Genomic DNA, 19,342 nt, shown 5'->3' on the forward strand with positions numbered 1-19,342 from the left:
CACGTGCACCCGGTGAACTTCGACCCCACCGACGCGGGCCACGACCCGCACCACCCCCACGACCACGAGCACCGGGCCGTGCGCATCGGCATCGGCGGACCCGTCGGCAGCGGCAAGACCGCGTTGACGGCGGCGCTGTGCCGGGCGCTGGGCGACAGCGTGAACCTCGCCGTGGTGACGAACGACATCTACACGACCGAGGACGCCGACTTCCTGCGCGCGGCCGGGGTGCTGGACGTCGAGCGGATCGAAGCCGTGCAGACGGGCGCGTGCCCGCACACGGCGATCCGCGACGACATCACGGCCAACCTGGACGCCGTGGAGCTGCTGGAGCACCGGATCCACGGCCTGGAGCTGGTGATCATCGAGAGCGGCGGCGACAACCTGACCGCGGTGTTCAGCCGCGGGCTGGTGGACCGGCAGATCTTCGTGGTGGACGTGGCAGGCGGCGACAAGGTGCCGCGCAAGGGCGGCCCCGGCGTGACCACCGCGGACCTGCTGGTGATCAACAAGACGGACCTCGCGCCGCTGGTGGGCGCCGACCTCGGTGTCATGACGGCCGACGCCCACCGGATGCGCGGCGAGCTACCGGTGATCAGCCAGTCCCTTGTGGACACACCGGACGCACCCGCGGTGGCCGACTGGGTGCGCGCTCAGCTCCGCACGCTCGCGGCGGTCAGTTGATTGCCGAACGGGCTGACGTCGCCCGCGCAGCCGTGCTGGTCGGTCATCGGCAGGTACAGCGGCACGGTCTCGTCCGGCGGGAACACGCGGATGCCCCACACGGGCGTCTTGCGGCACACGTCCGGGTCGAAGTTGTCGACCTGGGCGAAGCCGACGTCCGAGCGCACCGCCGTGCCGTGCGGCAGGGTGAGCAGCGGACCGCGGTCACCGACGCGTTCGGCGGCGGCGCCGACCCGGTTGCCGTTGCCGTCCACATAGGACACACCCGGGAAGCCCCGGAGCACGCACGTGTGCAGGCCCCGGTTGGTGAACACGACCTCGCGGTACACCGTGCCCGCCGCGCCTCCCTCGTGGCCGAAACCGATGGTCAGGTCCGCCGAGCGGCACGTGGAGACCTCGGCCCCCTGCGCGACCGCGGTTCCCCCGGTGACCGCCACCGCCGCGATGGCGGCTGTGGCGATGACGGCGGCTGTTGCGACAAATCTCCTCATCACGATCTCCCCCGAGAATCGCGGGTGGGAGTTCCACCCGACCTGATGACGTGTCGGGGGTCACAGGGGTTGCTCCGGTGAGGGCGCGGGCTCACCTGGTCGTGGCACGCGACCCGAACGGACGAACCGTCGTGCGCGAGATGCGGTCGATGGCGCCGCTGCGCCTGGTGCCGCGCCGCCGGCTGTCGGACGACCGCGGCGCCGACGAGGTGGCGCTCGTGCACCTGGTCAGCGCGGTCACGGCACCGCTGGGCGGTGACGACCTGGAATTGCGGGTGACGGTCGAGGAGGGCGCGTCGCTGGAGCTGCGCGGTGTGGCCGCGACGCTGGCGCTGCCCGGTCGGCACGCGGGCGGCAGCCGTGCGCTGGTGGACGTGGAACTGGCCGACGGCGCGTCGTTGGCGTACCTGCCGGAACCGACGGTCGTCACCGCGCGTGCGTGCCACGAGTCCGTGTTCCGCGCGCGGATGGGGGATGGCGCCCGGCTGCGGGTGCGGGACGTCGTGGTGCTGGGTCGGTCGAACGAACGGCCGGGCTCGCTCACCACGACGCTCGACGTGCGGCGGAACGGGCCGCTGGTCAAGCAGACGTCTCGTTTGGGAATGCCCGAAGTGGACGCGAGCCCGGCCGGCCTGGCGGGGCGGCGGGTGTTCGGGACCGAGTTGCTGTGCTGGGGCGACGACCTGCCGGGAGCGGTGTCGGAGCAGTGGTGGTCACTCGTCCCGCTGGCCCGCGGCGGAAGCCTGAGCACCGCCCTGGCCGACGACGCCGTGACCGTCGAACGCGCGCTCGACGAGGCGCGGGCCAGGCACCCCGGGTCGAACGACCCTCTGACTCGATCTCGTACTCGATTCCGAGGTGCGGGTCACACCGAAAGTCACGGATCGGGTGGCGGTCATCACCGTGCGGGCGGTTTCGCCTTCGGCGGGAAAGCCGTACGGTCGCTGGATCGCTAGGTGCCACAAGTGCCTTGGCCAGGACGAATTACGCTCCGGGAGGTCGGGATGTCGGAGACGACGAACATCGCGTTGCCGTCGATGCGGGTGTCCTACGAACAAGGCTCGCTCACGGAGAGCGACCTCGCGGCCAGCTGGCACGAGCAGTTGCAGCTGTGGCTGGACCAGGCGGCGGGCGCGGGCCTGCCGGAGCCGAACGCGATGGTCCTCGCCACCTCGGACACCGACGGCCGCCCGTCCTCGCGGACCGTGCTGGCCAAGGGCCTGGACGAGCGCGGGCTGGTGTTCTTCACCAACTACACGTCGACGAAGAGCCACGACCTGATGGCCACCCGGTACGCCTCGGCCACGTTCCCGTGGTTCGCGATGCAGCGGCAGGCGCACGTGCGCGGCACCGTCGAGAAGGTCGGCCCCGCCGAGACCGCGAGCTACTGGGAGAGCCGCCCGCGCGGCTCGCAGCTGGGCGCCTGGGCCTCGCCGCAGTCCCGCGTCGTCAGCGGACGCTCCACTCTGGAGAGCGCGCTGAACAAGGTCGAGCGGCAGTTCGCCGACGCCGACCGGGTACCCGTGCCGCCGCACTGGGGCGGCTGGCGCATCCGGCCAGAGGAGGTCGAGTTCTGGCAGGGCCGCCGCGACCGGATGCACGACCGCCTCCGCTTCCGCCTCGGTCGTGACGGCTGGGAAGTGCAGCGCATCGCCCCCTAGCCCGGGCGCACTGTGATGACGTCATCGGCCTCCGCCACCTCAACGGGTGGCGGAGGCCGTTTTCGCGGGTCGGCCTCGGCGGTGATCACGGTGTGCGGCGCGGGGTGTTCCACGTCTCGGTGAAGAGGTTGTTAGTTGCCGTACGCTAACGACCGTGCGGAGAGTGCTGGGGAAGATCGCCATCGACACCCGACCGCTGAAGGTCGTGGCGTTCCGGCGGTTGTGGCTCTCGACCGTCGTCACGGCTGTCGGCAGCCAGTTGACCGCGGTGGCGGTGCCCAAGCAGGTGTACGACCTCACCGGGTCGTCGGGCTGGGTGGGTGTGGCGGCCGGTGTGGCCCTGGTGCCGTTGTTGGTCTTCGGGCTGTACGGCGGTGCGATCGCGGACGTGGTGGACCGGCGCAAGCTGCTCGTCGTCACGAACACGGGTATCGCGGTGACGTCCGTGCTGCTCTGGGCGCAGGCCGCGCTGCACGTGGACTCGGTGTGGCTGGTGATCGGCCTGCTCGGGCTGCAACAGGTGTTCTTCGCGGTGAACGCGCCCGCCCGGACCGCCTCGATCGCCCGGCTCGTGCCCGCGGACCAGATCCCGGCCGCGACCGCGCTCGGGTCGACGGTGATGATGTTCGGCGGCGTGTTCGGGCCGATGCTGGCGGGCGCGTTGATGCCGGTCGTGGGCCTGTCGACGTTGTACCTGGTCGACTCCATCGCGTTGACGCTGACGATCTGGGCGGTCTGGAAGCTGCCGCCGCTGCCGCCGTTGAGCGGCACGTCGCGGCGCGCCGGGCTGCGGGACGTGGTCGACGGGTTCCGGTACCTGGCGGTGCAGAGGATTCTGCTGGCGAGCTTCCTGCTGGACATCATCGCGATGGTGTTCGGCATGCCGCGGGCGTTGTTCCCGGAGATGGCGGAGCAGACGTTCGGCGACCCGGTGGGCGGTGGGTTGGCGCTCGGGCTGCTGTTCGCGGCCATCCCGCTGGGCGCGATGCTGTGCGGCCTCACGTCCGGCTGGACGTCGCGCGTGACGCGGCACGGGATGGGTGTCGTGCTCGCGGTGGTGGCGTGGGGCGTGGCGATGATCGGGTTCGGGCTGTCGAACGCGCTGTGGCTGGCGGTGGTGTTCCTGGCGATCGGCGGCGCGGCGGACATGATCAGCATGGTGTTCCGCAGCGCGATCCTGCAGTCGGCGGCGACGGACGAGATGCGCGGGCGGATGCAGGGGGTGTTCATCGTGGTGGTGGCTGGTGGTCCCCGGTTGGCGGACTTGTTGCACGGGACCACGGGTGCGGTGATCGGTGCTGGGAGCGCGACGGCGTTGGGTGGTGTTCTGGTGGTGGTCGCGACCGGGGTGGCGGTGTTGGCCATTCCGGCGATCAGGCGGTACCGGTTCGCTCCCGCGGAGGTCGCTTCCGGGGAGGTCGCTTCCGGGGACACCGCCAAGTGAACCGCTGACCGCGGTCAGACGGGGGTTCGCGGAGCCTGGCCCGGGTCACCGTGCCGGACCCTCGCCGCGCGCTCCCTCAGGCGGTCCAGCAGCAGTATGGCCGGGGTCGCCGTGATGCCGTGCAGGACGATGGAGCCGATCACCACCAGGCCGACAACCCGCCAGATCGCGTCCTGGTCGGCGAAGTCCCCGGCCTGCAGCGCGTAGGCGACGTAGAAGAGCGATCCGACGCCCCGCACCCCGAAGAACGAGATGACGGCCCGCTCACGGGGACCCGTCTTGCCCCGCGCCAGCCCGATCAGGCCGGCCGCCGGTCGCACGACCAGCAGGAAGACCAGCGCCACCAGCACCTCCCGCCACCCGGTGCCGGCCAGCAGACCGGTGACCGCCGCGCCGCCGAGCAGGAAGATGATCAGCACGGTGAGCATCCGCTCGACCTGCTCGACGTACTGGTGCAGGACGCGGTGGTAGCCGTGGGACCGCTCGCCCGCCCTGATCGTGCAGGCGCAGACGAAGACCGCGACGAAGCCGTACCCCTCGGCCAGTTCGGTGAGGCCGTAGGCCAGGAACGTGGCGGCGAGCGCGACGAAGCCCTCCGCGTGCTCCGCCAGCCGGAAGTCCTTCGACGGCGCGGCGAAGAACAGCTTGCGCAACGCCCACCCGGTGAGCAGCCCGACGAGCAGCCCGCACGCCAATCGCCACAGCAGGTCCACGGCGAACCACTGCGGCAGCCAGGCGTCCGGCGCCGCGCCGACGACGCTGATGGCCACGGCGGCGTAGGTGAACGGGAACGCCAGCCCGTCGTTCAGCCCGGCCTCGGACGTCAGCGCGAACCGCGCCTCGTCCTCCTCCTCACCCGGGTCGTCGGGGTTCTCCGCGGGTTCGGCGACCTGCACCTCGCCGGCGAGCACCGGGTCGGTGGGCGCCAGCACCGCCGCGAGCAGCACCGACGAGGCCAGGCCCAGGCCGAGCGCGCCCCACCCCAGCGCGCCGACGGCCAGCATCGACAGGGGCATGGTGATGCCGAGCAGCCGCCAGGTCGTCGACCAGCGACGCAGGCCGACCGGCCGGTTCAGCGCGAGGCCCGCGCCCATCAGCGAGATGATCACGCACAGCTCGGTCAGGTGGAGGGTGAGCGTGCCGTGCTCGGTCGGATCGGGGTCGGGCAGCGGGTCGATGACCGTGAACGCGACGGCGCCGGCGGCCAGGAAGACCATCGGCATGGAGACGGGCGCCCGTCCCAGGACCCGCGGCAGCACCGCGGCCAAGAGGGTCGCGACACCGACACTGGCGTAGGCCACGGCAGTCGCACCCAACGGCCGAGTTCCTCTCGTCGGTTCGTGGTCGAGCGTGTGCCCCGGTCGAGCGGATCGGGTACTCAGCCAGTTACCCGGATCGGGGGGCGCCAACCCCTCGCGCTGCTCGGGTGCGCCGTCGCGCCTGCGTCCACAGCCTCGGGGGACATCCCTAGGTGATGCCCCTGACCTGCGGGAACACTGAGAGGGTCTTCAGTTCCCCCACGTTAGCGTCCCCCGGCATGAGAGCAGCCGTGCACGCCAGGTTCGGCCCGCCGGACGTGGTCCGGGTCGTCGAGTCGGCCGTCCCCGTTCCCGGCGAGGACGAAGTGCTGATCAAGGTGCACGCGACGACGGTGACGTCGGCGGAGTGCGCGATGCGTCGCGGCGAGCCGCTGTGGGGACGCGTCGTCATCGGGCTGCGCCGACCGCGCCGGAAGCTGCGGACCCTGGGGATGGAGGTCGCCGGGGTCGTCACGGCGGTCGGTGCGGACGTGCGGCGGTTCGCGCCGGGTGACGAGGTCTTCGGGTTCACCGGCTTCGGCGCGGGCGGGCACGCGGAGTACGTGCGGATGCCGGCCGACGGGTCCCTGGCGCTCAAGCCGGTCGGCCGGACGTTCGCCGAGGCCGCCGCCGCCGTGGACGGGGCCACGACGGCGTTGTTCTTCCTGCGCGACAAGGTCGGCGTGCGCGCGGGGCAGCGGGTGCTGGTCAACGGCGCGTCCGGCAGCATCGGCACGTACGCGGTGCAGCTGGCGAAGCTGTTCGGGGCGGAGGTCGTGGGGGTCTGCGGGCCGGGCAACGTCGAGCTGGTGAGGTCCCTCGGGGCCGACGAGGTCATCGACTACACGAAACGCGACTTCACGGCCGACGTGGACGCTTACGACGTCGTGTTCGACACGGTCGGCAAGAGCTCGTTCGCGCGGTCGCGGCGGGCGTTGCGGGCCGGCGGGAAGTACGTGCCGACCACCGGTCTCGGCAACGTGCCGTTGGGGTTGTGGACGTCGGCGCGCGGCGGCAAGAAGGTCGTGTTCGGCATGTCGGTGCGCAAGAACGCCGGGTTGCTGGTCGTGAAGGACATGCTGGAGGACGACCGGCTGCGCGTCGTCGTGGACCGGACCTACCCGCTGGAGCGCATCGCCGAGGCCCACCGGTACGTGGATTCGGGGCACAAGCGGGGCAACGTCGTGATCAGCGTGGTGGACTAGGCGGGTGATCACCTACGACCGCCGGGCGTTCGTGCAGGCGTTCCTCGACGCCCACCCGGACGCCAAGCGCGGTTACTACTACAGCCAGGCGTACAACACGGCTCTGCGCGAGCACCGGCAGCGGGTGCTGGAGGGCTTGCAGATGCTGTTCGGCCTCACGCTCGACTTCGAGGGCGTCGCCGAGTAGAAGGCGCTGTTCATGCTGTTCCGGACCACGGCGTCGTCGTACGTCAAGATCACCGGACCGGGCGAGGGGTTCGGGGAAGCCGGGTTGATCCTCAAGCAACTCGCCCAGGCCGGGGTGGAGCAGCAAGTCCACGACGCGCTGAACCGGATCACCGCGTGCAACGACCAGTCGCGTGACGCCCACCTCGACGTCATGGAGACGTTGATGGAGGTCTTCCTGGGCGACCGGGCCGGCGCGACGTTCACGTCGGCGGACCTGGCCGCCATCGGCGTGGACGACACCGCCGGCCCGAACAGCTCGGACTACGACCTGTGGGAGGACTACTGAGCCCGCAGGAACCGCGCCCATGAGGAGGCGGGGAAGGTGATGGTGGGCGCGGGGTTCTTCGAGTCACGCGCCGCCACCACCCGTGCCGGGAGGTGCGCCACCTCCACGCAGTTCGCGGTGCTGGCGCTGCGGGAACTCTTCCGCCACAGGGTCATGTCTTCATCGTGTCACGCGAGGCCCTTCAAGTAATCCAGCGTCTCCTCCGGGGTGTAGGCCAAACGCCGGAGCGCGGCCCAGGTCGCCTCGAACACCTCGATCCGGTCGTCCTCGTCGATGAACAGGCTCGCGACCTTGTTCTCCAGCAACACCAGGCTCGGGTCCTCGTCGTACCTCAGGATCACGAACGGCCCGCTGAGCCCGCCGTGCAACTCCGCGTCGGTCGGCACGACCCGCACCGTGATGTCGGGGCGTTCGCCGGCGTCGACGAGATGACGGATCTGGCGGCGCTGTGCCCCTTGATCGTGGAACGGACGCTCCAGGACGCCCTGTTCGATGATCACGCTCAGCTTGAGCGGTGGGTTGCGGCTGAGCAACCCTTGGCGCGCCATCCGACTCGCGACCAAGGCATCCACCTGGGGGTTGGTCAGGCCGTGGCCGGTGGCCTTGATGATCGACCGGGCATATTCCGGGGTCTGGAGCAGACCGGGGATGACGAGAGGTTCGTAGAACAGGAGGGAGCTGGCCTCATCCTCGAAATCGGCCCAGGTCTGCCAGTCTTCGGGAAGGTTCTGGTTGTTCATGCGCAGCAGGCCGCGTTGTTCGGCGTGCCGGGCGAGGTCGAGGAGTTCGACCCGTTGCTTGCGCGCGACCTTGTAGTAGTCGAGCAGCTTCTCCAAGTCGTCCAGGTAGATTCCCATCCCGGAGGTCTCGATCCGGCTGATCTTGCTCCCGGACATGCCCACGGCCTCGCCGACGGCATCGGTGCTGATGCCCGCGGCGCTGCGGAGCTTCTTGAGGATGTACGCGAGTCGGCGGGAGCGGACCGACGTTCCGGCGCGGCGTGCCATGGCGGCGAACTTAGGGGCGCTGCGGATTTGGTTGCAACGGTGCTCACTCGATCGTGTAATTGCGAATTGAGAAGAAGCGCTGCGAATCTGATGCGCATGGAGCCGATCATCAAGGTGACGTTGCCGAAGCGCGAGTGGTTGTTGCGGTGCTACTCCGAGCAGGAGGACGTGATGACGCTGGAGGTCCACGACGGGGGGATCGACGTGTTCCTGCCGTCAGGGGTGGACGGGGTCCGCCTGGAAGCGGCGCAGATCGCGGCGTTCCGGGAGGCGCTGGACGAGGCCATCGCGCAGGCCGAAGCCGACCTGAGGGCCGCCGCGCGAGGCTGAACATCAAGACTTGCCCAAGGTGTGCCGATTCGACTATCCCGTCCCAGTGTGATCCGGCACACTCACTCGGCATGGCGGAAGCGACGAGCGCACCGGCGCAACCGGAACTGAAACGGGCCATCGGCCCGAAGTTGCTGCTGTTCTTCGTGGTCGGTGACATCCTCGGCACCGGCATCTACGCCCTCACGGGCAACGTCGCGGGCAAGATCGGCGGCGCGCTGTGGCTGCCCTTCCTGATCGCGTTCGTGGTGGCGTTCCTGACCGCGTTCAGCTACCTCGAACTCGTCGGCAAGTACCCCAAGGCGGCCGGCGCGGCGCTGTACACCAACCGCGCGTTCAAGATCCAGTTCCTCACCTTCATGGTGGCGTTCGCGGTGATGAGCTCGGGCATCACGTCGGCGTCGTCCGCCGCGCTCGCGTTCGGCCGCACGTACCTCCAGTCCGTCATCAAGGAGTTCTTCTCCGACACGTTCACCGTGTCGGCGACGCTGGTCGCGATCCTGTTCATCATCGGCCTGGCGCTGATCAACTTCCGGGGCGTCTCGGAGTCGGTCAAGGCGAACGTCGTCCTGACCTGCATCGAGCTGTCCGGCCTGGTGATCATCATCGCCATCGGCCTCTACGCGGTGCTGGCGGGCGACGGCGACCCGAGCCGGCTGACCCAGGTCGACCCGGCGCCCGACCAGAGCGCGCTCGTCGCGATCACGTCCGCCACCGCGTTGGCGTTCTTCGCGATGGTCGGGTTCGAGGACTCGGTGAACATGGCCGAGGAGACGCAGAACCCGACCCGCATCTTCCCGCGCGCGATGCTGTGGGGCATGGTGGTCGCGGCGATCATCTACGTGCTGGTCGCGATCACGTCGTCGCTGCTCATCCCCGCCGACGAGCTGTCGAAGGCCGGTTCCTCGGCGCTGCTGCGGGTCGTGCAGGTCGGCGCGCCGGGCTTCCCGCTGTGGATCTTCGCGCTGATCGGCCTGTTCGCGGTCATCAACTCGGCGCTGATCAACATGCTGATGGCCAGCCGGTTGGTCTACGGCATGGCGAACGAGCGGATCATCCCGAAGGTGTTCGGCACGGTCCACCCGTTCCGCCGCACGCCGTGGATCTCGATCGTCTTCACGTCGGGTGTCGCGATCATCCTGGTGTCGACCACGGACATCGCCAAGCTCGGCGGCACGACGGCGTTGCTGCTGCTGGTCGTCTTCACCATCGTCAACATCGCGGTGCTGGTGCTGCGCAAGGAGAAGGTCGACCACGAGCACTTCCGGGCGCCGACGTGGGTGCCGGTGCTCGGCGCGATCACGTGCGCGTACCTGGCGAGCCCGCTGTCGGGCCGCGCGTCGGCTGACTACGAGATCGCGCTGTACCTGCTCGCGGCCGGCGTCGTCCTCTGGCTCATCAACCGCCTGGTGCACGGCAAGGTCACGTTCGACCCGGAGAAGCTGTCCAAGTGACCCGTCGACGGTGGTGGGACGCCCCCACCACCGTCCGCACGGGCGGTCAGGCGTCGAGTTCCGCCAGCACGGCCAGGAGTCGTTCGCGGTCCTCGTCGTCCTGGCGGACCCGGCGGCCGTGGATGCCGCCGCCCGGCAGCGCGGCGTCGCCCTCGGCCAACGCGCGCAGGCCGGGCAGCAGCGGGGCGGCGTCGGGGCCCAGTTCCCGCAGCGACTCGACCAGCCAGGCGCCGGGGCCGACCCACGCCAGCCGCTGCTGGACGGCGTCGACGAGGGGCTGGGCCTCGCCCGTCACGCGGCGGATCGCCAGGGCGGCGGAGTGGGTGTCGTGGCGGTCGGCGAGCAGTTCGCGCAGCCGTGGCACGAGGGTGGCGGCCGGTGGTCCGATCAGGCCCGCCAGCTCGGCCGCGTCCGCCACGTGCCGGGCGCTGTCGAGCGCGTCGGTGACGGCGGCGAGCGGGGCGGTGGTGTCGCCGGCGCTCAGCATCAGCCGTGCCGCCTCGATCCGCAGCCGGATGGTGGCCGGGTCGTCGCCGGCGGCGGTGGTGGCGATGGCGCGGAGCGCGGGCAGCAGGTCGTCCAGCGGGAGACCGTGGCGCAAGGCGGTCTGCGCGGCCGGAACGGGTGAGCCGGCGGTGGCTTCGGCCACGCAGGAGCGCACGTGGTCGAGGTCGTCGGTGACGGCGGCGAGGGCCGAGGCGCAGTCGAGCCGGTGCCGCCAGGACGCCGCCGCGTCGTCGCGGACCGCCGTCAGCACGGGCACGGCCGCCGACGCCGCCGGACCCATCGCGGCCAGCGCGCGGACCGCCCACCACTGGTCGTGCGGGACGAGCGCGACCAGCTCCGGCACGGCGTCGGCCGCGTCCGCGCCCCACCGGTGCAGCAGCCTGGTCAGGGTGTTCACCTCGTTGTGCCACCGCATCCGGCCGAGCACGGCGGCGTAGTCCGACGACGGCTGCCACTGGGTCGGCAACGCCGCCAACCGCCGCCGCACCGCGTCCAGCAGCACGGGATCGCAGGCCACACCGGTGTCGATGAGCAGCTCTACGACGTCGTGCGTCACCGCCCCCGCCGCGAGCGCCGCGGTGAACGGCGAACGCCAGCGCGGGTCGCCGAGCGTGATCAAGACGTCCAAGCTCAACCTGAACAGGTGTCCCTCGGGCGAGTCCACATCGGTCGGCACGGGCTCGGCGACGATCGCCGCCAGCGACTCGGCGGCCAGGGGAGCGGCGACCGGCACGTCGCGCACCCCGGTCGCGGCCGACACCCGGACGCCCGGGTCGGGGTGGTCGACCGCGGCGGCGAGCAGGGGCGCGCTCTGCGCACGTGCCGCCCGCGACCCCACGCACCGCTCGTAGACGGCGTCGACGGCCCGGCGCGCGGCATCGGCCGACCCGCGCTCGAACAACGTCCGGCACAGCTCGGCGAACGGCGCGTCGTCGATCCGCGCCACGACGTCCGCGAACGGGTACCCCGACCACACCCAGTCCTTCACCGGCTCGCCGTCGAGCCAGCAGTCGACCACCGCGCCCGTCGCCGCCTCCGGCCACGGCAGCCCGGCGTCGGCGATCGCCCACAGCGCACCGGCCCGGACGGCGGCCGGACGGGCCGGCGCCAGCTCACCGACCAGCCACTCGGCGCTCTCCGCCGGCGCCTGCCGACCGGCCGCGGCCAGCAGGCCCGCCACCACCCGCGGCGACCGCTCGCGCTCGCGCCGCGCCCTCAACGCCGCCACCACCTCGGCGGCGGGCGGGAGGTTGCCCAGCAGGTACGTGGCGACGTGCCGGACCTCGACGTCCGGGTCCTCCAGCAAGGGCAGCAACCGCCCCGTCTCCCGCCCCAACGCCGCGCTCACGTCCGCCAGCACGTCCGGCGGGGCGTCCCCGGTCTCGGCGATCGCGCCGAGCAGGTGCACCAGGCTCCCGCGCCGCGGTGTGGCCGGGTCGGCGGCGAGCCGGGCGACGAACGGCACCGCCCGCGGCGTCGCCGAGTACAGCGTGCCCTGGTGGTAGATGCTGCCGAACAGGTGCTCGAACGCGTCGCCGGCCACCGCGTCGTCCTCGCCGACCGCCGCGCGCAACGTCCGCGGCACGTCCTCCGCCGAGCCGTACGCGTGGTCGAGGGACGCCCAGTCGACGTCGTCCACGCCGTCGAGCGCGGCGGCGGTCATCGGTCTGCTCCCATGAGCGGTGCAGCGTAGGCGGTCAGGCCGCCTCCACCCGGTAGGGGTCGTGCTCGGCGAGCAGCTTCTCCAGCCGCGCCTGGTCGACCCGGCTCACCACGTAGGTCTCCTCCTGCCGGTCGCGGATGCACTTGGCCAGGGTGAACGCCGACGTGACGGTGAACAGCAGGCCGAGCGCCAGGAAGGCGCGCACCCAGCCGTTCACCGGCAGGTAGGCGACGCCGAGCCCGACGGCGGCCAGCGAGATGGCGAAGGAGATCACCGCCTGCGCGTAGAAGGCGTTGGTGGTCGGCGAGTGCGGTTTCGCGGTCATGGCCGAAGCGTCCCCGCCGACCCGCGTCGGTGTCATGAGTACCGCTACTCAATCACGCGCGGACTTTCCGGTGGCGGCGCAGCTCGGTGGGGTCGTGGGCGCTGAAGACGTCGACCGAGTCGCCGTGGTCGCGCACCAGCTCCCGCAACCGCTCCTGGTTGGCCACGCGCAGCTCCGGCAGCACCTGCATCCGCTTCTGCATGTACCTCAACGCGGGTGGGCACTGCCGACGCGGCTCCATCTCGCCGTGGAAGAAGTACGAGTCGCCCGCGTGCAGCAGCCACCGGTCGCCGACGCGGACCGCCACGCCCGTGTGGCCGTGCGTGTGCCCGAACAACGGCACCAGCAGCACGTCCGGCCGGACCTCGCGCACGCCGTCGAAGCCGAACCACGTCTCGCCGGTCGCCTCGTGCGGCGTCCACTTCGGCCCGTGCGCCCACTGGTTGTCCGGGTAGCGCAGCCGGTCGTTGCCCGACTTGCCCGGGCGCGTCGCCGCGGCCAGCTCCTCCGCGGCGACGTGCACCCGCGCGTGCGGGAAGTCGCGCAGGCCGCCGCCGTGGTCGAGGTCCAGGTGCGTCAGCACGACGTCGCGCACGTCCGAAGCGGCGAACCCGAGCGCTTCCACCTGGCGCAGCGCGGTTTCGGACTCCTCCAGCACGGGTCGGCTCATCACCAGGAACCGGCGCGCCAACGTCTCGCCCGGCCGCCGCACGTCGTCGACGCCGAGACCACTGTCGACGAGCACCAGGCCGTCGTCGGTCTCCAGGAGCAGCACGTGGCAGACGAGCTCGGTCGTGTCGAAGTAGGAGCCCGCGCCGGTCACCAGCTTTCCGCCGAACGGTCGCATGGTGCCGCAGTTCAGGTGGTGCGCCTTCACGGTTTCGGCCTTCCCAGGAGTGCGCCCAGGCGGGCGGCGACGGCGTGCAGGGGGTCCAGCGAACGGCGGGTGCGGGCGAGCAGGAGCGCGCCCTCGATGGCGGCCAGCACGACCGTCGCGAGGTCGTCGTCGCCCACGTGCGCGGCGATGAGCCGCTGCCACGACGCGTAGACGTCCTCGCAGGCGACGCGGATCGGCTCGCTGTCCGACGCCGCGTCCAGCGCCACCGTCGCGACGGGGCAGCCGTTGCGGAAGTCCGAAGCCAGCAGGTCCTGGCTGAGCAGCTCCAAGGCCCGGGGAAGCGCTTTCGAGGGGTCGGTCTCGGCGGCCAGCACGGCGGCGAGCGCGTCGCACAAGTCGTTGCCCGCCAACGTCACCGCCTCGACCGCCAACTGCTCCTTGCCGCCCGGGAAGTGGAAGTAGAGGGAGCCCTTGGGCGCGCCGCCCTCGGCGAGCACCTGGTTGATCCCCGTCGCGTGGTAGCCCTGCGCCCGGAAGAGGTCGGCGGCGGTGCGCACCACGCGCTCTCGGGTGTCGGTCCGTCTCGGCATGGTTTTACTATAGAGACCGGTCTAGTAACTACGTCAAGGGGAGAGTGGCTCGGATACGCTCCTGACCCATGCTGGAGATCGCCCACGGCGCGGCACGCGCCGTCATCGCACCCGAGGGTGCGGGACTCAAGTCCTACGAGGTCGGCGGCGTGCCGTACGTGGAGACGTACGACGACGAACCGCCCATGGGCAGCGGCGCGGTGCTGGTGCCGTGGCCCAATCGCGTGGCCGGTGGCAGATGGGTGCTCGACGGCGAGGAGCAGCGGCTCGAGATCGGCGAGCCCGCGCGGGGCAACGCCATCCACGGGCTGGTGCGCCGCGCGATCTGGGGCACGGTGGAGCACACCGGGTCGCTGATCTCGCTGGAGACGCCGGTCGCCGGCCTCGGCTGGCCGGTCGAGCTGCGCACCACCATCACCTACGCGCTCGACGACAACGGCCTGACCGTCTCGCACGGCGTCACCAACGTGGGTGACAAGCGGACCCCGTTCGGGGTGGGCACGCACCCGTACCCGCGGGCCGGCGCGTCCCTGACCGACGAGACCTCGCTGTCGCTGGCCGCCACGACCGTGCTGCCGGTGGATCCGCAGACCATGATCCCGAACGGCCCGGCCGTGCCCGTGGAGGGCGACTACGACTTCCGCGTGGCGCGGCTGCTGGAGGGCGTGCGGCTGGACACCGCGTTCGGCGGGTGCGAGCCGGTGGACGGGCTGGTGCGGCACGTGCTGAAGGGGCCGGCCGGCGGGGTCGAGGTGTGGGCGGACCCGGACTTCAAGTGGGTGCAGGTCTACACGCCGGACAACTTCCCCGGCCGTGGTCGCGCGGTGGCGATCGAGCCGATGACGTGCCCGCCGGACGCGTTGAACAGCGGGATCGACCTGCTGTGGCTGGAGCCGGGCGACTCATGGGCCGGGCGGTGGGGTTTGCGCCCGTTGTCGTAGGCCGTTAGCGTCGCTAACTATGAACGTCGCCATCACGGGTGGGTACGTCGTCCCGGTCGCCGGAGAGCCGATCGACGGCGGCACGGTCCTGGTCCAGGACGGGAAGATCGTCGCGGTCGGCGCCGACGTCGAGGTGCCGGACGGCGTCCCGGTCGTCGACGCGGCGGGCGGTTGGGTGCTGCCCGGCTTCGTGGAGGCGCACGGCCACCTCGGCGTGCACGAGGAGGGCGAGGGCTGGGCCGGGCAGGACACCAACGAGATGACCGACCCCAACGGCGCCCGGCTGCGCGCGTTGGACGCGATCAACGCCGCCGACCAGGGCTTCGCCGACGCCCTGGCCGGCGGCGTCACGACCGCGGTGGTCAAGCCGGGTTCGGGCAACGTGATCGGCGGCCAGACCGTGGCGGTGAAGTGCTGGGGTCGCACGGCCGACGAGATGCTGGTGCGCAACCCCGTCAGCGTGAAGAGCGCGTTGGGGGAGAACCCGAAGCGGGTGTACGGGGAGCAGAAGAAGCTGCCGTCGACGCGTCAGGGTGTGGCGGCGGTGATCCGCGACGCGTTCACCAAGGCGCAGGACTACGTGGCCAAGCGGGATTCCGCCGAGGACGGCGCGTTCGAGCGGAACACCACGTCCGAGGTGCTGGCGCGCGTGCTGTCGGGTGAGCTGCCGTGGTGCCAGCACTGCCACCGCGCGGACGACATCGCGACGGCGTTGCGGCTGGCGGAGGAGTTCGGCTACCGGCTCATCGTCAACCACGGCACCGAGGGCCACCTGATCGCGGACGTGCTGGCGGAGCGCGGGATCCCGGTGATCATCGGGCCGCTGTTCACGTCCCGCTCGAAGGTCGAGGTCCGCAACCGCTCGTTGCGCAACCCGGGGATCCTGGCGCGCGCGGGCGTGCAGATCGCGATCACCACGGACCACCCGGTCGTGCCGATCCACTTCCTCGTGCACCAGGTGACGTTGGCCGTGAAGGAAGGCCTGGACCCGCGCGTGGGTCTGGAGTCGATCACCGTGAACCCGGCCCGGATCATGGGCCTGGACGACCGCGTCGGTTCGCTGCGGCCGGGCCTGGACGGCGACGTCGTGATCTGGTCGGGCGACCCGCTGGACGTGATGAGCCGAGCCCTGAAGGTCTACGTGGAGGGCCGCGAGGTCTACCGCTACGAGAACGGCGAGGAAATCGTCACCAACCCCTTCTACCGCGAACCCTGACCCCCGCGAGAGTCCTACGTTCACCGCGCGAGAGTCCTACGTTCACGACCCCCGAGTTCAACGCTCACGCCTAACGGTGTGAGGGCTGAGCGTTGAATTCAGGTGCTCTGAACGTAGGACTCTCGCGGCTTGAACGCAGGACTCTCGGGTCAGCGGAGGGAGCGGCCGATGACCAGGCGTTGGATCTGGTTGGTGCCCTCGAAGATCTGGAGCACCTTGGCCTCGCGCATGTAGCGCTCCACCGGGAAGTCGCGGGTGTAGCCGGCGCCGCCCAGCACCTGCACGGCGTCCGTCGTCACCTTCATCGCGGTGTCGGTGCAGACCAGTTTCGCGATCGCGGCCTGGCGGCGGAACGGGAGGCCGCGGTCACGGCGGCGGGCCGCGTCCAGGTAGGTGGCACGGGCTGATTCGACCGCGGCGGCCATGTCGGCCAGCAGGAACTCCAAGCCCTGGAAGTCGATGATCGCGCGGCCGAACTGCGTGCGCTGCTTGGCGTACGCCACGGCCTCGTCCAACGCCGCCTGCGCCAGACCGACGCCGCACGCGGCGATCCCGAGCCGGCCGGAGTCCAAAGCGGACAGTGCGATCTTCAGGCCGTCGCCCTCGGCCCCGATCAGGCGGTCGGCCTCCAGGCGGACGCCGTCGAACGACAGCTGCGCCGTGATCGAGCCGGTCAGGCCCATCTTGCGCTCCGGCTTGGCGGCAACCAGACCTTCGACGTGGCCGGGCGCGAAGAAGCAGCTCACGCCCTTGCCGCCGTCGTCGGACGTGCGCGCCATCAACGTGTAGAAGTCGGCGACGCCCGCGTGCGTGATCCACGCCTTCGTCCCGTTCACGGTGTAGTGGTCGTCGGAGCGGACGGCACGGGTGGAGATGGCGGCGGCGTCGGACCCGGCGTGCGCCTCGGACAACGCGTACCCGCCCAGCTGGTCGCCGGCCACCACGTCCGGCAGCCAGCGCGACTTCTGCGCGTCGTCCCCGAACGTCGCCAACGCGTAGCTGGACATGACGTGCACCGACAGCCCGACCGCGACCGACATCCACGCCGACGCGACTTCCTCCAACGCCTGCAAGTAGACCTCGTACGGCTGCTCACCCCCGCCGAACCGCTCCGGGTACGGCAGCCCGAGCAACCCGGTCTTGCCGAGCAGCCGGAACGCCTCGCGCGGGAACCGCGAGTGCTCCTCCGCCTCGGCGGCGTGCGGCGCGAGCTCGTCGCGCGCGATCTCGCGGACCAGGGCCAGCAGGTCCTCGGCCTCGGTGGTGGGCAGCAGGCGCTCGGCGGGCATCGTCGACCTCCGGATCACGGGGTACTGTCAACAGTACTGTAGGACGTACTCCAGTACTGGAGCCAGGCACTGTGACAGAGTTGCCGCCCATGACCTCGATCGCGCGCCGACCGTTGACGCCCAGGCAGGTGGAGCTGCTGGTCAGGCTGGAAGCGCTCGTGCTCGCCGAGGGTTTCGCGCACTTCACGCTGGACGACCTCGCCGCCCGCCTGCACTGCTCCAAGTCCACGCTCTACGCGCTGGCCTCGAGCAAGGAGCAGCTCGCGGTGAAGGTGGTCGGCCGCTACTTCAAGGGCGCGGCCGAGCGGATCGAGCAGCGCATCGCCGACGTCAAGGACGTCCGCGCCCGCGTCGGCACGTACCTGGCGGGCGCGGCCGAGGAGCTGCGGCGGGCGTCGGCCCAGTTCATCACGGACGTGTCCGCGTTCGCGCCCACGCGCAGCACCTACGAGCGCAACGCCCGCGCCGCCGCCGAGCGGATCCGCGAGTTCATCCAGGAAGGCGTCCGCGACGGGGTGTTCCGCGACGTGCATGCGACCCTGATCGCCGAGATGGCCGGGCTGCTCATCGAGGGCATCCAGACCGGTGTGCTGCCCCGGCGCGCGGGTGTGTCGGACGCCGAGGCGTTCACCGCCCTGGGTGAACTGCTGCTGGACGGGTTGCGGAGAGAACGGAGCCAGTCGTGATCGTCGTTGCAGGTGAGGCGCTGGTGGACCTGGTGCCCACGCCCGAGGGCACCCTCGCGCCGCGGCTGGGCGGCGGGCCGTACAACGTGGCCGTGGCCGCCGGACGCCTCGAAGCGCCGGTGAGCTTCCTGTCCCGGGTGTCGACCGACCTGTTCGGCGACCGGCTGATCGAGCGGCTGCACGCCTCGACCGTGCGCACCGACCTGGTCCAGCGCGGCGACCAGCCGACGACGCTGGCCGTGGTGGGGCTCGCCGACGACGGCTCGGCGCGCTACTCGTTCTACGTCGAGGGCACGGCGGACCGCCAGGTGACCGATCCGGGCCCGCTGCCCGCCGGCACGAGGGCGGTGTCCTTCGGCACGCTGTCGATGGTGCTGGAGCCGGGCGCGAGCACGTACGAGCGCGTGCTGTGGCGCGAGGCCGAGCGCGGCGCGCTGACCGTGCTCGACCCGAACATCCGCGCGGGCCTCATCCGCGACCCGATGGCCTACCGCGACCGGTACGACTCGTGGCTGCCGCACGTCGGCCTGCTGAAGGTGTCCGTGGAGGACGCGCGGTGGCTGGCCGAGCTGCCGGAGGACGCGCCCGAGGACGCCGTGCTGGAGGTCGTGCGCGACTGGCAGGGTGCGGGACCGGCCGCCGTCGTGCTCACGCGCGGTGGCGACGGGCTGGCCGTGCTGACCGCCGCCGGTGACGTGATCCGCGTCCCACCCACGCCCGTGGACGTGGTCGACACCATCGGCGCGGGCGACACCGTGCAGGGCGCGCTGCTCGCCTGGCTGCACGCCCACGACGCGCTGTCCACCGAGGCTGTCCGTGGTCTGGACGCCGCGCGGTGGGGCCGGGCGCTGGCCTACGCGGGCGCCGCGGCGGCCATCACGTGCTCCAGGGCGGGCGCCGAGCCACCCTTGAAACGCGAGCTGGAGATGACCTAGCTCTCACCCCGCGTGAGATGGAGAAACAGCCCCGAAGGGCTACCGTGGTGGATGCACGCTAGCCACCCATGCATCCGGATGTGATGCCGGTCCCATCTCACAGAATCGGTTCACACCGCGACTGTGTGGAGGGTCGTCCTCTGACTAGCGTGGGAGAACTGACAGGACCCCAACGGGGTGGTGCTGCGGTGCGGGGCGATCCCACGCCCGCGCGCGTGCGTGCGAGACCCGCATGAGCCACCCCGCCCTAGCGTGAGAGGGACT

The 19,342-nt window shown here is 71.2% G+C and carries 22 protein-coding genes; 13 read left to right on the forward strand and 9 right to left on the reverse strand.

Translation table 11 applies throughout. The features are described 5' to 3' along the window. The first annotated feature begins 3 nt into the window (after window positions 1-3). Window positions 4-684, forward strand: a complete 681-nt coding sequence (ureG, locus tag LNK82_RS27115; protein WP_372470665.1) for an urease accessory protein UreG — start codon at window positions 4-6, stop codon at window positions 682-684. Here the strand turns inward: ureG and LNK82_RS27120 are convergent. Continuing rightward, window positions 654-1,175: a DUF4232 domain-containing protein gene (locus tag LNK82_RS27120; protein WP_230569829.1), complete on the reverse strand. Its 522-nt coding sequence runs from the start codon at window positions 1,173-1,175 to the stop codon at window positions 654-656. The genes ureG and LNK82_RS27120 overlap by 31 nt on opposite strands. Before the next feature lie 77 nt (window positions 1,176-1,252). On the opposite strand from LNK82_RS27120, the gene LNK82_RS27125 reads away from it, so the two are divergent. The 3 genes from LNK82_RS27125 to LNK82_RS27135 all read left to right on the forward strand — a co-directional run bounded on the left by LNK82_RS27125 (window position 1,253) and on the right by LNK82_RS27135 (window position 4,280). Continuing rightward, on the forward strand, window positions 1,253-2,131 hold the full coding sequence (locus LNK82_RS27125) for an urease accessory protein UreD (RefSeq protein ID WP_230569830.1): 879 nt from the start codon (window positions 1,253-1,255) through the stop codon (window positions 2,129-2,131). A gap of 48 nt (window positions 2,132-2,179) precedes the next feature. Next, window positions 2,180-2,836, forward strand: coding sequence for a pyridoxamine 5'-phosphate oxidase (pdxH, locus tag LNK82_RS27130; protein ID WP_230569831.1), 657 nt, complete (start codon window positions 2,180-2,182; stop codon window positions 2,834-2,836). Window positions 2,837-2,990: 154 nt separating this feature from the next. Then, the gene (locus LNK82_RS27135) at window positions 2,991-4,280 is read left to right on the forward strand and encodes an MFS transporter (protein ID WP_230569832.1); all 1,290 of its coding nucleotides are present in this window, start codon (window positions 2,991-2,993) and stop codon (window positions 4,278-4,280) included. A gap of 14 nt (window positions 4,281-4,294) precedes the next feature. Here the strand turns inward: LNK82_RS27135 and LNK82_RS27140 are convergent, their stop codons facing one another. After that, complete coding sequence (locus LNK82_RS27140; RefSeq protein ID WP_230569833.1) at window positions 4,295-5,581, reverse strand: cation:proton antiporter; 1,287 nt, start codon at window positions 5,579-5,581, stop codon at window positions 4,295-4,297. Window positions 5,582-5,817: 236 nt separating this feature from the next. Here LNK82_RS27140 and LNK82_RS27145 point away from each other — a divergent pair, with 236 nt between their 5' ends. The 3 genes from LNK82_RS27145 to LNK82_RS27155 are packed head-to-tail and all read left to right on the forward strand — an operon-like array spanning window position 5,818 to window position 7,297. Continuing rightward, on the forward strand, window positions 5,818-6,783 hold the full coding sequence (locus LNK82_RS27145) for an NAD(P)-dependent alcohol dehydrogenase (RefSeq protein WP_230569834.1): 966 nt from the start codon (window positions 5,818-5,820) through the stop codon (window positions 6,781-6,783). Window positions 6,784-6,787: 4 nt separating this feature from the next. Beyond that, window positions 6,788-6,970, forward strand: a complete 183-nt coding sequence (locus LNK82_RS27150) for a hypothetical protein (protein WP_230569835.1) — start codon at window positions 6,788-6,790, stop codon at window positions 6,968-6,970. A 12-nt stretch (window positions 6,971-6,982) separates the two neighbouring features. Beyond that, a complete protein-coding gene (locus tag LNK82_RS27155) occupies window positions 6,983-7,297 on the forward strand; it encodes a hypothetical protein (RefSeq protein WP_230569836.1) in 315 nt (104 codons plus the stop codon). Here the strand turns inward: LNK82_RS27155 and LNK82_RS27160 are convergent. Both LNK82_RS27160 and LNK82_RS27165 read right to left on the reverse strand, forming a co-directional pair. Next, window positions 7,291-7,452, reverse strand: coding sequence for a DUF397 domain-containing protein (locus tag LNK82_RS27160; RefSeq protein ID WP_230569837.1), 162 nt, complete (start codon window positions 7,450-7,452; stop codon window positions 7,291-7,293). The two genes, LNK82_RS27155 and LNK82_RS27160, sit on opposite strands and share 7 nt — an antisense overlap. A gap of 12 nt (window positions 7,453-7,464) precedes the next feature. Then, window positions 7,465-8,304: a helix-turn-helix domain-containing protein gene (locus LNK82_RS27165; RefSeq protein WP_230569838.1), complete on the reverse strand. Its 840-nt coding sequence runs from the start codon at window positions 8,302-8,304 to the stop codon at window positions 7,465-7,467. A 96-nt stretch (window positions 8,305-8,400) separates the two neighbouring features. Here LNK82_RS27165 and LNK82_RS27170 point away from each other — a divergent pair, with 96 nt between their 5' ends. Together LNK82_RS27170 and LNK82_RS27175 are read left to right on the forward strand one after the other, a co-directional pair. Then, window positions 8,401-8,634: a hypothetical protein gene (locus LNK82_RS27170; RefSeq protein ID WP_230569839.1), complete on the forward strand. Its 234-nt coding sequence runs from the start codon at window positions 8,401-8,403 to the stop codon at window positions 8,632-8,634. A gap of 71 nt (window positions 8,635-8,705) precedes the next feature. Next, window positions 8,706-10,088, forward strand: coding sequence for an APC family permease (locus LNK82_RS27175; RefSeq protein ID WP_230569840.1), 1,383 nt, complete (start codon window positions 8,706-8,708; stop codon window positions 10,086-10,088). 46 nt (window positions 10,089-10,134) lie between these two features. On the opposite strand, the gene LNK82_RS27180 is transcribed toward LNK82_RS27175, so the two are convergent. From LNK82_RS27180 to LNK82_RS27195, 4 genes are read right to left on the reverse strand one after another with little or no spacing between them, the layout of a single operon-like run. Then, the gene (locus tag LNK82_RS27180) at window positions 10,135-12,258 is read right to left on the reverse strand and encodes a hypothetical protein (protein ID WP_230569841.1); all 2,124 of its coding nucleotides are present in this window, start codon (window positions 12,256-12,258) and stop codon (window positions 10,135-10,137) included. A gap of 34 nt (window positions 12,259-12,292) precedes the next feature. Then, a complete protein-coding gene (locus tag LNK82_RS27185; RefSeq protein WP_230569842.1) occupies window positions 12,293-12,583 on the reverse strand; it encodes a YiaA/YiaB family inner membrane protein in 291 nt (96 codons plus the stop codon). Window positions 12,584-12,635: 52 nt separating this feature from the next. Next, window positions 12,636-13,460, reverse strand: a complete 825-nt coding sequence (locus tag LNK82_RS27190; RefSeq protein WP_230569843.1) for an MBL fold metallo-hydrolase — start codon at window positions 13,458-13,460, stop codon at window positions 12,636-12,638. Further along, window positions 13,457-14,011 carry a TetR/AcrR family transcriptional regulator gene (locus LNK82_RS27195; protein ID WP_230569844.1) on the reverse strand — a complete coding sequence of 185 codons (555 nt, stop codon included), beginning with the start codon at window positions 14,009-14,011 and terminating at the stop codon, window positions 13,457-13,459. The genes LNK82_RS27190 and LNK82_RS27195 overlap by 4 nt, the downstream gene beginning before the upstream one ends. A gap of 68 nt (window positions 14,012-14,079) precedes the next feature. On the opposite strand from LNK82_RS27195, the gene LNK82_RS27200 reads away from it, so the two are divergent. Both LNK82_RS27200 and LNK82_RS27205 read left to right on the forward strand, forming a co-directional pair. After that, entirely contained in the window at window positions 14,080-14,952 is an 873-nt protein-coding gene (locus LNK82_RS27200; protein ID WP_230569845.1) for an aldose 1-epimerase family protein, read from the forward strand. 19 nt (window positions 14,953-14,971) lie between these two features. Further along, window positions 14,972-16,168 (forward strand): amidohydrolase, encoded by a 1,197-nt coding sequence (locus LNK82_RS27205; protein WP_230569846.1) that lies wholly within the window; start codon window positions 14,972-14,974, stop codon window positions 16,166-16,168. Between the two features lie 149 nt (window positions 16,169-16,317). Here the strand turns inward: LNK82_RS27205 and LNK82_RS27210 are convergent, their stop codons facing one another. Further along, window positions 16,318-17,457, reverse strand: a complete 1,140-nt coding sequence (locus LNK82_RS27210; RefSeq protein WP_230569847.1) for an acyl-CoA dehydrogenase family protein — start codon at window positions 17,455-17,457, stop codon at window positions 16,318-16,320. An 89-nt stretch (window positions 17,458-17,546) separates the two neighbouring features. On the opposite strand from LNK82_RS27210, the gene LNK82_RS27215 reads away from it, so the two are divergent. Continuing rightward, window positions 17,547-18,143 (forward strand): TetR/AcrR family transcriptional regulator, encoded by a 597-nt coding sequence (locus LNK82_RS27215; RefSeq protein ID WP_230569848.1) that lies wholly within the window; start codon window positions 17,547-17,549, stop codon window positions 18,141-18,143. After that, window positions 18,140-19,078 (forward strand): carbohydrate kinase family protein, encoded by a 939-nt coding sequence (locus tag LNK82_RS27220; protein WP_230569849.1) that lies wholly within the window; start codon window positions 18,140-18,142, stop codon window positions 19,076-19,078. The genes LNK82_RS27215 and LNK82_RS27220 overlap by 4 nt, the downstream gene beginning before the upstream one ends. Window positions 19,079-19,342 lie beyond the last annotated feature (264 nt).

It is taken from the genome of Saccharothrix luteola, from assembly GCF_020859565.1.
Classification (GTDB): domain Bacteria; phylum Actinomycetota; class Actinomycetes; order Mycobacteriales; family Pseudonocardiaceae; genus Actinosynnema; species Actinosynnema luteola.

Excerpts from the sequence above, each read along its gene's own strand:
- LNK82_RS27185 (WP_230569842.1), bottom strand. The coding sequence starts at position 12,583 with ATGACCGCGAAACCGCACTCGCCGACCACCAACGCCTTCTACGCGCAG.
- LNK82_RS27160 (WP_230569837.1), bottom strand. The coding sequence starts at position 7,452 with ATGACCCTGTGGCGGAAGAGTTCCCGCAGCGCCAGCACCGCGAACTGC.
- LNK82_RS27205 (WP_230569846.1), top strand. The coding sequence starts at position 14,972 with ATGAACGTCGCCATCACGGGTGGGTACGTCGTCCCGGTCGCCGGAGAG.
- LNK82_RS27145 (WP_230569834.1), top strand. The coding sequence starts at position 5,818 with ATGAGAGCAGCCGTGCACGCCAGGTTCGGCCCGCCGGACGTGGTCCGG.
- pdxH (WP_230569831.1), top strand. The coding sequence starts at position 2,180 with ATGTCGGAGACGACGAACATCGCGTTGCCGTCGATGCGGGTGTCCTAC.
- LNK82_RS27195 (WP_230569844.1), bottom strand. The coding sequence starts at position 14,011 with ATGCCGAGACGGACCGACACCCGAGAGCGCGTGGTGCGCACCGCCGCC.
- LNK82_RS27175 (WP_230569840.1), top strand. The coding sequence starts at position 8,706 with ATGGCGGAAGCGACGAGCGCACCGGCGCAACCGGAACTGAAACGGGCC.
- LNK82_RS27180 (WP_230569841.1), bottom strand. The coding sequence starts at position 12,258 with ATGACCGCCGCCGCGCTCGACGGCGTGGACGACGTCGACTGGGCGTCC.
- LNK82_RS27200 (WP_230569845.1), top strand. The coding sequence starts at position 14,080 with ATGCTGGAGATCGCCCACGGCGCGGCACGCGCCGTCATCGCACCCGAG.
- LNK82_RS27170 (WP_230569839.1), top strand. The coding sequence starts at position 8,401 with ATGGAGCCGATCATCAAGGTGACGTTGCCGAAGCGCGAGTGGTTGTTG.
- LNK82_RS27215 (WP_230569848.1), top strand. The coding sequence starts at position 17,547 with ATGACCTCGATCGCGCGCCGACCGTTGACGCCCAGGCAGGTGGAGCTG.
- LNK82_RS27120 (WP_230569829.1), bottom strand. The coding sequence starts at position 1,175 with ATGAGGAGATTTGTCGCAACAGCCGCCGTCATCGCCACAGCCGCCATC.
- LNK82_RS27210 (WP_230569847.1), bottom strand. The coding sequence starts at position 17,457 with ATGCCCGCCGAGCGCCTGCTGCCCACCACCGAGGCCGAGGACCTGCTG.
- LNK82_RS27165 (WP_230569838.1), bottom strand. The coding sequence starts at position 8,304 with ATGGCACGCCGCGCCGGAACGTCGGTCCGCTCCCGCCGACTCGCGTAC.
- LNK82_RS27155 (WP_230569836.1), top strand. The coding sequence starts at position 6,983 with ATGCTGTTCCGGACCACGGCGTCGTCGTACGTCAAGATCACCGGACCG.